Raw genomic sequence first — 13,561 nt, forward strand, 5'->3', positions numbered from 1 at the left:
TCCCCGGCGGGCGGGCAGATACCCAGTAGCGTTCGGGTCGGACAGGAGGGCCGGTCATGGTGGGAGCGACGGGGGCGGAGACAGGGGCGGACGGGCACGGGCCGCGGACAGGGGGCCTGGCCGGTGACGCGGACCGGGCCGGGGGCGGGGGGCCCAGTCGGCGGCGGGTCGGGGCGCGGCTGCTGGCGTTGGGCGGGGTGCTCGTGCTGCACGCGGCGCTGCCGGGGCCGGGCGCCGGGGCGGCCGAGCGGCGGGCGCTGCAGGGACTGCGGCTGCGGTACGGGTCGGCGCGCCAGGCCGGGCTGCTGGAACGGCACCTGGAGGGGGTCGCGGAGGAGGCCCGGCGCTTCCTCGGGCCCTCCCCCGAACACCCTTACTACGCCGGGGCCGTGGTGCTGGCGGGGCGCGGCCGGACCGTCGCCCTGCACCGGGCGATGGGGGACGCGGTGCGGTACGCGGACTACGACGGCCGCGCCGACCGTCCGGCGGAGTTCCCGGCGGCCGAGCGGATCGCGATGGCCGAGGACACCGTCTTCGACCTGGCCTCCCTCAGCAAGCTGTTCACGTCCATCCTGGCGGTGCAGCAGATGGAGCGGGGCCGGCTGGAGCTGGAGGCGCCGGTGGACCGGTACCTGCCGGAGTTCACCGGGGGCGGCAAGGAACACGTGACGGTCCGCCAGCTGCTCACGCACACCTCGGGGCTGCGCTCGTGGGCGCCGTTCTACCAGGAGTCCACCCGGGAGGGGCAGCTGCGGCTGCTGTGGTCGGTGCGACCGCAGGACACGCCCGGGACGGTGTACCGCTACTCGGACCTGAACCTGATCGCGCTCCAGCTGCTCCTGGAACGGATCACCGGCCGCACTCTGGACGTCCTGCTCCGCGACGAGATCACCGCTCCGCTCGGGATGCACCGCACCCGCTACAACCCCCCGCTCTCCTGGCGCCGGATCACCGCCGCCACCGAGGTGCAGCGCCCGCCCTGGTCGGGCCTGGACCGGGGGCTGGTGTGGGGCGCGGTCCACGACGAGAACGCGTACGCCCTCGGCGGGGTCGCGGGCCACGCGGGCGTGTTCGGCACCGCCTGGGACCTCGCGGTCCTCTCCCGCGCCCTGCTCGACGGCGGGGCCTACGCGGGCCGGCGCATCCTGCGCCCCGCCTCCGTCGAGCTGCTCTTCACCGACTACAACACCGCCTTCCCCGGCGACGACCACGGCCTCGGCTTCGAGCTCTACCAGCACTGGTACATGGGCGCCATGGCCACCCCGCACTCCGCCGGGCACACCGGCTTCACCGGCACCTCCCTGGTGCTGGACCCCTCCACCGACTCGTTCCTGGTCCTGCTCGGCAACTCCGTCCACCCCGTGCGGACCTGGCGGGCCGGCAGCGCGCCCCGGGTCGCGACCGGCAACCGCTTCGCCCGGGCCGTGCCGGTGCGCACGAAGCACGGCGGCGCGGCCTGGTTCTCCGGCATGGAGACCGGCGGTTCGGGCACCCTCGCCCTGCCCCCGCTGACCCCCGCGACGGCCCGCGCCCGGCTGCGCTGCGCGGTGTGGTGGGACACGGTGCCCGGCGCGGGGGCCTTCCACCTGGAGGCCTCCGCGGACGGGACCGCCTGGGAGCCCGTCCCGTTCAGCACGGTGCGCAGCACCGGCGGCGCCCCGGAGGAGTGGCCGGCGGGCTCGGCCGGCGGCTGGTCGGGCCGCACGTGGCACCTGCTCGAAGCCCCGTTGCCCGCCTGGTCGCAGGGGCGCGAGGTCCGGCTCCGCTTCCGCCACGCCTCGACCGGCCGCTACGTGGGGCGCGGGGTGTACGTGGACGTGCTGCGGGTCGCCGAGCCGGCCCGGCTGCTGTTCTCGGAGGACCGTCCGGCGGACGCGTCCCGGATCGAGGCGGCGGGCTGGACCCGCTCGGCTGACTGACCGGCCCCGGGGTCAGGCGGCGCGCCCCTCCAGCCGGTCCCGCAGCTCGTCCGGGCCGGTGAGGAACCAGGTCTGGCGGCCGCGGTTGCACTCGCGGACGAAGTCCCGCAGGGCCTCGCTGCCGTCGGTGTGGCGGGAGATGTCGCCGAGGACGACGAGGCCCACGCGGTAGGTGACGAACTTCTGGACGATGTCCCCGGCGATCCGGGTGCGCAGCCGGAAGAAGTCCTCGGTGAAGCGTCCGGCCGGCACGACCACCCACTGGGCGCCCTGCCAGGCGGCGTTGCCCACCAGGTCCAGGACGTCCCGTTCGCCCCCGATCGGTTCGCCGTCGGGGTCGCACATCAGAACGGGTACGTCGTGGATGGTCTGCAGGATGCTCATGCGGACCGACGTTAGGTCCTGACGCGGCCCGGGACGACCCGTTTTCGGACGACCCGGTGCCTACGCCCCGGCGCGGCGGTCCCGGTAGAGGTCCCGGTCCCGGTAGAGGTCCCGGTCCCGGTAGAGGTCGCGGAGCAGGGCGATCTCGGCGCCGTGGTGGAGGACCTCCTGGTTGACCCACCAGGCGATCTCGACGAACGGCTCCTCCGCGTCGCTGCCGTGCGGGTAGGTGCAGTACCCCACGGTGTCGAGTGCGGCCTCGTCGACGCCCAGCAGCGCGCCCCTCCAGGCGTCGGCGGCCTTCGCGAAGGCCGCCACGGCTCCGTCGGCGTCGCCGGTGACGGGGTGGTCGTCGCGGGTGAGGCTGCGGGTGCCGGCCGTGTGGTCGGCACGCAGGTTCAGCATTTCGGTGAGGTGGCTCAGGCGCCAGGCGAGGGTGGTGAAGGGCGGCGGCCAGGGGTGCGGGTAGGAGGCGGCGTCGCGGCCCCACGCGCCGTCGCGGGCCCCGGCCAGGAGCGTCGCGCGGGCCCCCGGGCCTCGGGTGCGGAGCCGGACCGACCAGCAGTCCGCCACCGGCTCCCAGAGGTACTCCTCGTCGGTCAGGGGCACCACCCGGGTGTCCGTGCCGTCGCCGCTGTCCATCACGGGACCCGCCAGCCGGCCGGACAGCCGGGCGGCCGCGAAGTCGAACTGCCGTATCAGCGGGTCGAGTCGGGGCGCTCCGCTCACTGCCCCTCCCGGATCAGGCAGAACGGGTGGCCCGCCGGGTCGGCGTAGACGCGCCAGCCCTCGGCGTCGCGGGTGTCGTCGAGCAGGGCGGCGCCGAGTGCGAGCACCTGTTCCTGGGCGCGGCCGAGGTCGGCGACGGCGAGGTCCAGGTGGGCCTGCTGGGGGTGGGCGGGGTCGGGCCACTTCGGCGGGCGGTGGTCGGTGACCTGCTGGAAGCAGAGGACGGCCCCGGAGGGGGTGTGGAGCGTGGCCCAGTGGGCGTCCAGGGTCCAGCGCCGGTCGGGCCGGTTGACCTCGCCGCCGAGCAACTGCCCGTAGAACTCGGCGAGCTTGAGCGGTTCGGGGCAGTCGAGGACCGTGCACTGCAGTTCGGCGATCATGCCGGGATCCTAGGCGGGGGCGAGTGCGGCGTCGAGCATCCGGCGGGCGGCGGAGGCCAGTTCGGCCGGGTCCGGGGCGGGGCGGGAGTGGGCGAGGGCGCCCGCCAGGCGGTCGTAGAGCAGGCCGTCGGTCCAGGCGGCCAGGAGTTCGGCGGACTCGGCGGGCCGGGGTGCGCCGAGGGCTGCGAGGACGGCGGCCGCGCGGGCGCGGGCGGCGAGGCCGGCCTGCCGGAGCGCCGACTCCAGTTCCGGGTTGCGGGCGGCCTCCAGGCTGAGTTCGAAGCGGGCCAGCTGCCGTTCGCGCCCCCGCGTCAGCCACTCGTGCAGCAGCGCCCCGAGCATCCGCGCGGCGGCGTCCCGGTCCGCCGGCGCCGGCGGCGGGGCGGCGGACCCGTCGCCGTCGAGGTCGGCGAGGTCGAGCTCGGCCAGCCGCCGGTAGCAGGCGCCGATGAGTGCGGTCCGGGTGCGGAAGTAGTACGAGGTGCTGCCGGCCGGGAGCGCGGCGGCGGCGTCGACGGCCCGGTGGGTGAGGCCCCGCAGGCCGCCGGCGGCGACGAGGGCGATGGCCGTGTCCGCGATGAGCGTGCGGCGGTCGGCGGCGGGGGGCGGGGTTTCCGGGGTGGACATGCCCCCACTCTACAGCTGTAGAGTGCAGAGCGAACGGTCCTCTACAGCTGTAGAGGACCCTTGAAACGGCAGGAGGCCGTGCCATGCCCGAAACCCAGCGCCACGCCGTCGTCGCCGGTGCCGGGATCGGCGGTCTGACCGCCGCCCTGGCCCTGCACCGCCAGGGGTGGCGGGTCACCGTGTGCGAGCGGGCGGCCGCCCCGACCGCCGTCGGCGCGGGCATCGTCCTCGCCCCCAACGCCCTGCGCGCGTTCGACGCGATCGGCTTCGACGCCACCCGCGCGGCGGGCCGCGCCGTCCCCGCGTCGATGGGCGTGCGCCGCCCCGGCGGCACCCGGCTGGCCCGCGCCGACACCGCCGCGCTCGCCGCCCGCTACGGCCGGCCCCCGCTCGCCGTCCACCGCGCCGACCTCACCGCCGCACTGGCGGCGGCGCTGCCCGAGGGCGCCCTGCTGTACGGGGCCGAGGTCACCGCCGTCGAGGAGGACGGCGGGCGCGCGGTGGCCCGTACCGCCGCCGGGGACCTCGACGCCGACGCCGTCGTGGCCGCAGACGGCATCCACAGCCCGCTGCGCCGCCGCCGCTTCCCGGACCACCCGGGCCTGCACTACAGCGGGGAGACCGCCTGGCGGACCGTGCTCCCGTCGGGCCCGGCCACCGAAGCGGCCGAGACCTGGGGCCGGGGCGAGCGCTTCGGGACGGTCCCGCTCGCCGACGGGCGGGTCTACCTGTACGCCACCGCCGTCGTCCCCGAGGGGTACCGGCCCGCGGACGTCCGCGCCGAGCTGCTGCGGCGGTTCGGCACCTGGCACGAGCCGGTCCCCGCCCTGCTGGACCGGATCGACCCGGGGGCCGTGCTCCAGCACGACCTGTACGACCTGGCCGCGCCGCTCCCCCGGCTGCACGACGGCCGCACCGCGTGGATCGGGGACGCCGCGCACGCCATGACGCCCAACCTCGGCCAGGGCGGCTGCCAGGCCGTCGAGGACGCCGTCGTGCTGGCGCACCTGCTCCGCGGCGCGGACGTACCGGCCGCCCTCGCCGCCTACACCCGGGCCAGGCTCGCCCGGACCGACGCCATCCGGATCCGGGCCCGCCGGATGGGCCGGGTGGCCGCCCTCACCCACCCCCTGGCCGTGGCCGCCCGCGACCTCGCCTTCCGGGCCACCCCCGCGAGCGCCACGCGGCGCGCGCTCGACGACCTCTTCGACGGATTCACCCTTCCGGGCGAGCCGGCCGGGAATGCGTCCCGCGGCCCGGGGCGTTGAGCCGGATCATCGAGGTGGTTGACCGCTACCCACGAAGGCAGGCCGAGATGACGACCGACATCGACTGGGAGAACCCCGCCGACCCGAAGCCGGGGACCTGGCAGCGGGACCACGTCAGGCTGTACGTGGAGTCAGGGGGCGCCGAGGGCCGGTTCTGGCGCGGCACCCAGACCCTGCTGCTGACCACGGTGGGCCGGGTCTCCGGCAACCCGGTGCGCACGCCCCTGATCTACGGCGAGGCCGAGGGCCGCTACCTCGTCGTCGCCTCCAAGGGCGGCGACGCCGAGCACCCGCTCTGGTACCGGAACCTGAGCGCGCGCCCCGACGTCCGCATCCAGGTCGGCCCGGAGATCATCCAGGGCACCGCCCGCACCGCGACCGCCGAGGAGCGGGAGGCGTACTGGCCGGTGATGGTGGGGCACTGGCCGGCGTACGACGAGTACCAGGCCAAGACCGACCGCGAGATCCCGGTCGTCGTCATCGAGCCCGCCTGACGGGTCCGCGGCCCGGCACCGGGGCGCGGCCCGGCGCCGCGGAACGGCTCAGCGCCGCGGAACGGCTCAGCGCCGTTCCAGGACCGCCATCGCCGCGTTGTGCCCCGGGATGCCGCTGACCCCGCCGCCGCGGACCGCCCCCGCACCGCACAGCAGGACGTTGCGGTGGGCGGTCTCCACGCCCCAGCGCCCCGCCTCCTGCCCGTCCGCGTAGGGCCAGGACAGGTCGCGGTGGAAGATGTGCCCGCCGGGCAGCCGCAGTTCGCGCTCCAGGTCCGGCGGGGTCTTGGCCTCGATGCAGGGGCGGCCGTCCCCGTCGAAGGCCAGGCAGTCGGTGAGCGGCTCGGCCAGGTGGGCGTCCAGCTGTGCCAGGGTGGCGGTCAGCAGCACCTCGCGGGCCTGCCGGTTGTCCTTCTCGAACAGCCGGGCCGGGGTGTGCAGCCCGAAGAGGGTGAGCGTCTGGTAGCCCTGGCCGGCGAGTTCGGGCCCGAGGATCGAGGGGTCGGCCAGGGAGTGGCAGTAGATCTCCGAGGGCGGGACGGACGGCAGTTCCCCGGCGGCCGCCTCGCCGTGGGCGCGCCTGAGCTGCTCGTACCCCTCGGCGATGTGGAAGGTGCCGCCGAAGGCCTCCCGGGGGTCGACGGAGGTGTCGCGCAGCCGGGGCAGCCGGCTCAGCAGCATGTTGACCTTGAACTGGGCGCCCTCCGGGGCGGGGCCGCCCTCGCCCGGGTCCTCGCCGAGGAGTTCGGCCAGGGCCCGCGGGGAGGCGTTGACCAGGACGTCGCGCCCGGCGACGGCGCCCTCGCCCGTCGCCGTCCGGAAGGTGACCTCGGCGGGGGCGGTGCCGTCGGTGTGGATGCGCAGGGCCTCGTGGCCGGTGGCGATCTCCGCGCCGGCCGCCCGGGCGGCGTCGGCGAGGGCGTCGGTCAGGGCTCCCATGCCGCCGACGGGCACGTCCCAGTCGCCGGTGCCGCCGCCGATGACGTGGTAGAGGAAGCAGCGGTTCTGGAGGAGCGAGGGGTCGTCGGCGTCGGCGAAGGTGCCGATCAGTCCGTCGGTGAGGACCACGCCCCGGACCAGGTCGTCGGCGAAGCGCTCCTCCACCGCCCGGCCGAGCGGCTCCTCGAACAGCATCCGCCAGGCGGCCTCGTCGTCGATCCGGGCCCGTAGTTCCGCACGGGTGGGCAGCGGTTCGGTGAGGGTGGGGAAGACCTTGCGGGCGAGCCGGCCGGTGGTCCCGTAGAAGGCCCGCCAGGCCTCGTACTCCCGGTCGGAGCCGGTCAGTTCCGCGAAGGACCGCCGGGTGCGGTCCTCGCCACCGCCGACGAGGAGCCCGCCGGGGCGGCCCTCGCGCTCGTAGGGGGTGTACGAGGAGACCGTGCGCCGGCGCACCTCGAACCGCAGCCCCAGGTCGCGGACGATCTTCGAGGGGAGCAGCGAGACGAGGTAGGAGTAGCGCGAGAGGCGGGCGTCGACGCCCGCGAAGGGCCGGGTGGAGACGGCGGCGCCGCCGGTGTGGCCGAGCCGTTCGAGGACCAGTACCGAGCAGCCCGCTCTGGCCAGGTAGGCGGCGGCGACGAGGCCGTTGTGGCCGCCTCCCACGATCACCGCGTCGTACACGTCCTGCGCGAAGCCCCGGGAGCCTGAGTTGGCGGTCATGGCTCTTGGTAGCACACCTGGCCGAGCCGCTCCAGACAGTGCGCCTCGTCGGCGTGGGCGAGGACCGTGTCCGGGTGCTCGTCGCCGAGGGAGCGTTCGCGGATGCCTGACAGGTCCCGGTATATGGGCAGCGCATCGTCCCAGCGGCCGAGCCGGCCGAGGCCGACGGCGAGTTCCCGGCGGCTGACCAGCGTGTCGGGGTGTTCGGCGCCCAGGGCCTTGGCGCGGAGCCGGCCGACCTCGCGGGCCTCGGCGACGGCCTCCTCCCAGCGTTCGAGGCGGCCCAGGTTGACGCCGACGACGTGCCGGGCGCGCAGGGTCTCCGGGTCGCAGGCGCCGTAGGCCCGGGTGCGGTCGCGGACCAGGGACCGGAACAGGTCGAGGGCCTCGGCGGCGCGGCCGGTGCGGCCGAGGGCGATGCCGGTCTCGTAGCGGGCGGCGAGGGCGTCGGGGTGGTCGCGGCCGAGTACCCGGTCCCGTGCGGCGGCGACCCGGCGGAAGCCGGCCAGCGCCTCCTGCCAGCGGCCGAGCCGGCCCAGGGAGTACGCGGCCTCGTAGCGGCTGTGCAGGGTGTCGGCGTGCTCGGCCCCGAGGACGGCGGCGCGGTCGGCGGCCACCTCGGCGGCGGTGGCGTGGGCCTCGGCGTGCCGGCCGAGCGAGCTCAGGGCGCAGGCGAGGCTGTGGCGGCAGCGCAGCGTGTCGGGGTGGAGCGGGCCGGTGGTGCGGACCCGGGCGGCGAGGACGGCGCGGTACATCTCGTACGCCTCCCCGTGCCGGCCGAGGCGGCCCAGTTCGTACGCCTCCTCCTGGCGGGCGGCGAGGGTCTCGGCGTGGTCGGGGCCGAGCACCCGGGCCCGGCCCTGGGCGACGGCCACGTACACGGCGAGGGCCTCCTCGGGCCGGCCGGCGCGGCTGAGGGCGAACGCGCGGGTGTGCCCGGCGGCGAGCGCGTCGGGCTCCCCCACGGCCGGGGTGCGCGGCGCGAGCCCGTAGGCGGCGGTGAGCCGGGGGTCCTCGGCGGGGGCCGGCCGGGTGATGCGGTGTTCGCCGGAGGCGGGGACGGAACCGCCGGCCGGGGCCGGGCGGGCCGCGGTCCAGGAGCCGGTGAGCAGCGCCCACTCCCCGCTGGCGGGGCGGGCGTCCACGCCGGCCTTGCGCCCGGCGGTCATCCCCTCGGCCCAGGCGGGCAGCGGCGGCTGCGCGGCGGGCCGCCCGCCGGGGCCGAAGCGGGCCTCGACCAGCCGGCGGTGCAGGTGGCGGGCGTCGCCGGGGCGGTCCTCGGGGCGCTTGGCCAGCAGGTCCAGCACGAGCTGCTCGAAGTAGCCGGGAAGCTCGGGCCGGTGCTCGCGCAGCGGCACGGGCGCGGTGTCGCGGTGGCCGACCAGCACGGACCAGGAGTCGCCGAGGTCGAAGGGCGGGGCACCGGTGGCGATCTCGTAGAGGACGCAGCCGAGGGAGTAGAGGTCGCTGCGGTGGTCGACCTCGCCGCCTGCGATCTGCTCGGGCGACATGTAGTGCGGGGTGCCCATGGCCATGCCGCCGCCGGTCAGCTTGGCGGTGAAGCCGATGTCGTGGGCCAGGCGGGCGATGCCGAAGTCGCAGATCTTCACCGTGCCGTCGGTGAGCCGCATGATGTTGGCGGGCTTGAGGTCCCGGTGGACGACGCCCTGGTCGTGGGTGTAGCCGAGGGCGGCGGCCATCTGTTCGGCGATGTCGAGGACAACGTCGACGGGCAGCGGGCGCGCCTCGTTCTCCTCCATGAGCTGGCTGAGGTTGCGGCCCTCCAGGAGTTCCATGACGAGGTAGAGGGGGCCGCCGGAGGCGCTGTCGTCGCCGAAGTCGTGCACGACGGTGACGCCCCGGTGCTGGAGCGAGGCGGCGACCCGCGCCTCGCGCCGGAAGCGCTCGCGCAGGACCTGGGTGAAGTGGGCGTCCTGTTCGGCGCCGACCGGCTTGAGGCACTTCACCGCGACCTGCCGGCCCAGCGACTCGTCGCGGGCGCGCCACACCTCGCCCATGCCGCCGCGCCCGATCAGATCGAGTGACCGGTACCGGCCCTGGATCAGTCTGGACTCCGCCATGTCTTAAAGCCGCCCCCGTCGTCGTGCCGCGCCCTCCCCGGCCGGTCCAGTATGGCCGCTGATGTTCGCAGTGTGTACGCGGAGGGGCGGCTGCCGGGGCCCAGTCGGCGCATCGCTTTCAAGATGTGACCTGGAGGCAGCTGCCAGCGTAGACCTGCGGGAATGGTGCGCAGCACGCGACCCGTGAGACGCAGGCGGCGGGTGACCGCGCGCGGGGGCGGTGCGGGGCGTCCGTACAGCTGGTGCGCCCAGCCCGGCAGGGTTGCGTAGGCGAGCCCAACGAGGGGTCTCCACAGCAGGTTTCGGCCAGGGAGCAGGTACGGGGGGACGGGCGGGGAGCGCAGGAAGTCGTCGACGGTGCGGGCGTCGGGCCCGGCCGCGAGACCGGGGCGGACCTCGTCGAAGTACGCGGCGAGGGCGCCGGCGGTGGCGGGCACGGTCTCCGGGTCGAGGCCGACGAGGCGGGCGTTGGTCCGGTTCTCGTCCACGTACCGGTCGGCCTGGGCGGGGGTGAGGGGGACGCCCGATCGGCGTAGTACGTGCAGGAAACTGTCGATCTGGGCGCAGTGCACCCACAGCAGCAGGGCGGGGTCGTCGACGGGGAAGGCCTCCCCGGTGTCCGGGTCGGTGGCGGACAGCGCGCGGTGGACGGCGCGGACCCGGGCCCCGGCCCGTTCGGCGGCCTCGGCCGTGCCGTAGGTGAGGGTGCCGACGAAGTCGGCGGTGCGCAGCAGGCGGCCCCAGGCGTCGCCGCGGCCGCGCTCGCCGTCGAAGGCGGTGGAGTTCTGCAGGACGGCGCGGACGGCGCGCGGGTGCAGGGCCTGGAGGTAGAGCGCGCGGACCCCGGCGATCCACATGACCGGGTCGCCGTGGCACTGCCAGGTGACGGACCCGGGGCCGTAGAGCCCGGGGTCGGCGTCCTCGTCGCTCATCGGTGCCTCCCGCCGGGGTTCCTACCCCGGCGGGCGTCAGCTCAGCCGTGAGACGTGGTACTGGCGGATGCGCCAGCCGGTTCCGGTGTGCTGGGCGATGAGCGAGAGGCGGACGGGCAGCGGGGTCCCGGCGGGGTCCTCCGCGGTGGGTGTCCGGAAGGTGACGTCGGCGAAGCCGGCGAGGGCCTCGGCGGCGAGGGGACGGGAGTGCAGGACCCGCACGGCGGCGGTGGTGCCGGGCGGGACGTTCTCGTAGTAGGCGCGTATCTCCGCGCGGCCGTTCAGCAGCCGGGGGGACAGGCCCTGGAAGAGGGCGTCCTCGGCGAAGAGGGCGACGACGTCGTCCACGCGGCGTCCGTCGAAGGCGGCCCGCCACTCCTCCAGGATGTCCGCCAGTACCCCGTATCCGTTCGACATGCGCCCGTTACCTCCGGTTCCATGGTCAATACCTTGTTAAGACACCATGTTGGCAGCCTACGTACCAATACCGGCTACTTTTCCAAGTGCATAATTAGGTCATGCAGGATCATGCAAGGCAGTACCCGGGGGAATGTTGTGAACGTGACGACTCTGCAGAAAAGGGGGGCGGCGTATGCGGTGACGGCCTGACCGTCTACCGCCAGGCCGTGGTGAAGGGGTGTACGCCCAGGGAGGGCGCACCCGCCTGTCTGCTGCGGATGGGGCTGCTCGTCGCCCCGCCGGACGACCCGACCGTCCTCGTGCCCGTGGCACCGGAGGTCGCCAAGGCCGAACTGGTCCGGCCCATCGAGGAGTCGCTGGAGCGGCAGCGGCTGGACGCGCACGCCATCGCCGGCAGCTTCGTGCCGGTGGCGGCCATCTACACCGCCGCCAAGCGCGAACACACCGGCTGGGCCACCGCGATCGACGGGGAGAAGGTCGTCCACTCCACACTGGCGCACGCGGTCCGCGAGTGCCGGGAGGAGCTGATGACGGTGCAGCCCGGCGGCGCGCGCGTCTCCTACGACCTCGACGAGCTCGACCACGTCCGCGGCACCGCCCGGCACCGCACCCTCTACCCGCACGCGGCGCGGACCCACGCGGCCACGCTGCGCCACATCGAGCGGCTCACCGAGGCCGGCTGCGAGGTCCGCACCCTGGACCACGTCTTCGACCGGCTCATCGTCATCGACCGTGCCGTCGCCTACGTCCCGGGCCCCGGGGAGGCCCGGACCTCGGTCCTGGAGATCAGGCAGCCGTCCATCGTCTCCTTCCTCGTGCAGGTCTTCGAGGAGGCCTGGGAACGGGGTTCGACCATCGACCCCGGTGCCTCGCGCACGGTGGAGCCCGACATCGCCGACGAGATCCAGCGGGCCGTGATGCGCCTGCTGGTGGCCGGGTACACGGACGAGGCCATCGCCCGCCGCCTCGGCACCAGCCGGCGGACCGTCGCCGCCCACGTCAGCCGGATCGCCGCCCTCCTGCAGAGCCGCAGCCGGGCCCAGCTCGGCTACCTCATCGCCACCAGCGGGCTGCTGCCCCTGGACGAGCCCGCCGAGACGGACTGCACCCCGCTCTCGGCCTGACCACCGCCCCTTCCAGCACCGCACGCCCGGCCGGGAACCTCCCCGGCCGGGCCTGATCCGAAGGACACGGCCTAGCCGTTCAGGGCGCGGGGACCCGGTCCCGGCGCGTGCGCAGCGCCCGTACGCCGGCCGCCGCCAGCAGCACCAGGACCAGCAGGGTCGACCAGCCGAGCTGGCCGCGCGCCTCCGGGTCGAGGGCCATCAGCACCAGCACGGCCACGATGCCGGCCGCCGCCAGCCACGACAGGTAGGGGAAGCCGCGCATCCGCACCACCAGCAGGTGCGGGGACTCCCGCTCCAGCCGGCGGCGCAGCACCAGATGGGCGGCCGCGACGGTCAGCCACATGTACAGCATGGAACCGCCCATGGCCTTCGCCAGGAACGGCAGGATCCGCTCCGGCCAGCGGTGGTCGAGGGCGATCGCGACGAAGCCGAAGGCCGCCGACGCCGCGACGGCCAGGCGCGGCGCACCCCGCGCGGAGGTGCGCAGCAGGGCCTTCGGGGCCTCGCCGCGCGCGGCGAGCGAGTGGGCCATGCGGGAGGCGCCGTACAGGTTGGCGTTCATCGCGGACAGCAGGGCGATGAGCACGACGACCTCGATCAGCCGGCCCGCGCCCGGAATCCCGAGCCGGTCGAGGACGGCGACGTAGGGGCTGCGGCCGGGGGTGGCCGCGTCCCAGGGCAGCAGCGTGACGATGACCGCCATGGAGCCGAGGTAGAAGAGGCTGATCCGCCAGATCGCGCTGCCGACCGCCTTGGTGACGGAGCGGGCGGGGTCGCCGGACTCCGCGGCGGCCATGGTGACGACCTCCATGCCGCCGAAGGCGAAGACCACCGTCAGCAGCCCGGCGACGACGCTGTCCCAGCCCTGCGGGAGGAAGCCGCCGCGGCCGGTCAGGTTGTCCATCCCGGGCGGCTCGACCCCGGGCACGGCCCCGCAGACGGCGGCGACGCCGAGGGCGAGGAAGGCGATGATCGCGGCGACCTTGATGCCCGCGAACCAGAACTCGGCCTCCCCGAACGAGGAGACCGAGAGCATGTTGGACTGGGTGAAGACGGCCAGTGCCACGAAGGCGATCGCCCACTGCGGCACGGCCGGCATCCACTGGTGCAGGATCGTCGCGGCGGCGATCAGCTCGATGGCGATCGCGATGACGGTCACCGCCCAGTACAGCCAGCCCGCGGTGAAGCCGGCCCAGCGGCCGAGGGCCCGGTCGGCGTAGACGGAGAACGAGCCGCTGGCGGGCATGGCGGCGGCCATCTCGCCGAGCATCCGCATGACCAGCAGGGCGAGGGCGGCGGCGAGGGCGTACGACAGGATGATGGCCGGGCCGGCGATGCGCAGGCCGGTGCCGGAGCCGACGAACAGCCCGGCTCCGATGACGCCGCCGAGGGCCAGCATGGTCAGGTGGCGGGGGCGCAGGGCGCCGGCGAGTTCCCCGTCGGCCGGGGCGGGCGCCGTGGGCGTTCGTGGTGCCTGGCGTGGTGTCTGGGTGAGTGGAGCGGGCATGTGCGGTTCCCCCGTGGGCAGAGGCGGGCGGGGC

13 protein-coding genes are annotated in these 13,561 nt (G+C 75.3%); 4 read left to right on the top strand and 9 right to left on the bottom strand.

Going from position 1 to position 13,561, the window contains the following annotated elements; translation table 11 throughout:
* Positions 1–56: 56 nt before the first annotated feature.
* Entirely contained in the window at positions 57–1,919 is a 1,863-nt protein-coding gene (locus ACQKM2_RS00560) for a serine hydrolase (protein ID WP_427704791.1), read from the top strand.
* Between the two features lie 12 nt (positions 1,920–1,931).
* Here the strand turns inward: ACQKM2_RS00560 and ACQKM2_RS00565 are convergent, their stop codons facing one another.
* The 4 genes from ACQKM2_RS00565 to ACQKM2_RS00580 are packed head-to-tail and all read right to left on the bottom strand — an operon-like array spanning position 1,932 to position 4,039.
* Positions 1,932–2,303, bottom strand: coding sequence for a DUF4180 domain-containing protein (locus ACQKM2_RS00565; protein ID WP_427704794.1), 372 nt, complete (start codon positions 2,301–2,303; stop codon positions 1,932–1,934).
* A 60-nt stretch (positions 2,304–2,363) separates the two neighbouring features.
* Complete coding sequence (locus tag ACQKM2_RS00570; protein ID WP_427704797.1) at positions 2,364–3,032, bottom strand: DinB family protein; 669 nt, start codon at positions 3,030–3,032, stop codon at positions 2,364–2,366.
* Complete coding sequence (locus ACQKM2_RS00575) at positions 3,029–3,412, bottom strand: VOC family protein (protein ID WP_427704799.1); 384 nt, start codon at positions 3,410–3,412, stop codon at positions 3,029–3,031. Before ACQKM2_RS00575 ends, ACQKM2_RS00570 begins: the two co-directional genes overlap by 4 nt.
* 9 nt (positions 3,413–3,421) lie before the next feature.
* Entirely contained in the window at positions 3,422–4,039 is a 618-nt protein-coding gene (locus ACQKM2_RS00580; RefSeq protein ID WP_427704802.1) for a TetR/AcrR family transcriptional regulator, read from the bottom strand.
* An 83-nt stretch (positions 4,040–4,122) separates the two neighbouring features.
* On the opposite strand from ACQKM2_RS00580, the gene ACQKM2_RS00585 reads away from it, so the two are divergent.
* Entirely contained in the window at positions 4,123–5,307 is a 1,185-nt protein-coding gene (locus ACQKM2_RS00585) for an FAD-dependent monooxygenase (protein WP_427704805.1), read from the top strand.
* A 47-nt stretch (positions 5,308–5,354) separates the two neighbouring features.
* Positions 5,355–5,801 (top strand): nitroreductase family deazaflavin-dependent oxidoreductase, encoded by a 447-nt coding sequence (locus ACQKM2_RS00590; protein WP_427704807.1) that lies wholly within the window; start codon positions 5,355–5,357, stop codon positions 5,799–5,801.
* 66 nt (positions 5,802–5,867) lie between these two features.
* Here the strand turns inward: ACQKM2_RS00590 and ACQKM2_RS00595 are convergent, their stop codons facing one another.
* The 4 genes from ACQKM2_RS00595 to ACQKM2_RS00610 are packed head-to-tail and all read right to left on the bottom strand — an operon-like array spanning position 5,868 to position 10,890.
* The gene (locus ACQKM2_RS00595; protein ID WP_427704810.1) at positions 5,868–7,460 is read right to left on the bottom strand and encodes a phytoene desaturase family protein; all 1,593 of its coding nucleotides are present in this window, start codon (positions 7,458–7,460) and stop codon (positions 5,868–5,870) included.
* The gene (locus ACQKM2_RS00600; RefSeq protein WP_427704812.1) at positions 7,457–9,541 is read right to left on the bottom strand and encodes a protein kinase domain-containing protein; all 2,085 of its coding nucleotides are present in this window, start codon (positions 9,539–9,541) and stop codon (positions 7,457–7,459) included. The genes ACQKM2_RS00595 and ACQKM2_RS00600 overlap by 4 nt, the downstream gene beginning before the upstream one ends.
* Positions 9,523–10,473, bottom strand: a complete 951-nt coding sequence (locus tag ACQKM2_RS00605; protein ID WP_427704815.1) for an oxygenase MpaB family protein — start codon at positions 10,471–10,473, stop codon at positions 9,523–9,525. Before ACQKM2_RS00605 ends, ACQKM2_RS00600 begins: the two co-directional genes overlap by 19 nt.
* Before the next feature lie 36 nt (positions 10,474–10,509).
* Positions 10,510–10,890: a nuclear transport factor 2 family protein gene (locus tag ACQKM2_RS00610; RefSeq protein ID WP_427704818.1), complete on the bottom strand. Its 381-nt coding sequence runs from the start codon at positions 10,888–10,890 to the stop codon at positions 10,510–10,512.
* Positions 10,891–11,099: 209 nt separating this feature from the next.
* Between ACQKM2_RS00610 and ACQKM2_RS00615 the strand changes: the two genes are divergently transcribed.
* Positions 11,100–12,017 (top strand): LuxR C-terminal-related transcriptional regulator, encoded by a 918-nt coding sequence (locus ACQKM2_RS00615; RefSeq protein ID WP_427704820.1) that lies wholly within the window; start codon positions 11,100–11,102, stop codon positions 12,015–12,017.
* 79 nt (positions 12,018–12,096) lie between these two features.
* Here the strand turns inward: ACQKM2_RS00615 and ACQKM2_RS00620 are convergent, their stop codons facing one another.
* Positions 12,097–13,527, bottom strand: coding sequence for an amino acid permease (locus ACQKM2_RS00620; protein WP_427704823.1), 1,431 nt, complete (start codon positions 13,525–13,527; stop codon positions 12,097–12,099).
* Between the last annotated feature and the right edge of the window lie 34 nt (positions 13,528–13,561).

Origin of the sequence: Streptomyces sp. NPDC004126 (assembly GCF_050275515.1) — a bacterium.
In the GTDB taxonomy this organism is placed as follows: domain Bacteria; phylum Actinomycetota; class Actinomycetes; order Streptomycetales; family Streptomycetaceae; genus Streptomyces.

What these genes read in the sequence shown, in the direction of transcription:
- ACQKM2_RS00560 (WP_427704791.1), top strand. Translation starts at nt 57, where the DNA reads ATGGTGGGAGCGACGGGGGCGGAGACAGGGGCGGACGGGCACGGGCCG.
- ACQKM2_RS00565 (WP_427704794.1), bottom strand. Translation starts at nt 2,303, where the DNA reads ATGAGCATCCTGCAGACCATCCACGACGTACCCGTTCTGATGTGCGAC.
- ACQKM2_RS00575 (WP_427704799.1), bottom strand. Translation starts at nt 3,412, where the DNA reads ATGATCGCCGAACTGCAGTGCACGGTCCTCGACTGCCCCGAACCGCTC.
- ACQKM2_RS00580 (WP_427704802.1), bottom strand. Translation starts at nt 4,039, where the DNA reads ATGTCCACCCCGGAAACCCCGCCCCCCGCCGCCGACCGCCGCACGCTC.
- ACQKM2_RS00585 (WP_427704805.1), top strand. Translation starts at nt 4,123, where the DNA reads ATGCCCGAAACCCAGCGCCACGCCGTCGTCGCCGGTGCCGGGATCGGC.
- ACQKM2_RS00590 (WP_427704807.1), top strand. Translation starts at nt 5,355, where the DNA reads ATGACGACCGACATCGACTGGGAGAACCCCGCCGACCCGAAGCCGGGG.
- ACQKM2_RS00595 (WP_427704810.1), bottom strand. Translation starts at nt 7,460, where the DNA reads ATGACCGCCAACTCAGGCTCCCGGGGCTTCGCGCAGGACGTGTACGAC.
- ACQKM2_RS00600 (WP_427704812.1), bottom strand. Translation starts at nt 9,541, where the DNA reads ATGGCGGAGTCCAGACTGATCCAGGGCCGGTACCGGTCACTCGATCTG.
- ACQKM2_RS00605 (WP_427704815.1), bottom strand. Translation starts at nt 10,473, where the DNA reads ATGAGCGACGAGGACGCCGACCCCGGGCTCTACGGCCCCGGGTCCGTC.
- ACQKM2_RS00610 (WP_427704818.1), bottom strand. Translation starts at nt 10,890, where the DNA reads ATGTCGAACGGATACGGGGTACTGGCGGACATCCTGGAGGAGTGGCGG.
- ACQKM2_RS00620 (WP_427704823.1), bottom strand. Translation starts at nt 13,527, where the DNA reads ATGCCCGCTCCACTCACCCAGACACCACGCCAGGCACCACGAACGCCC.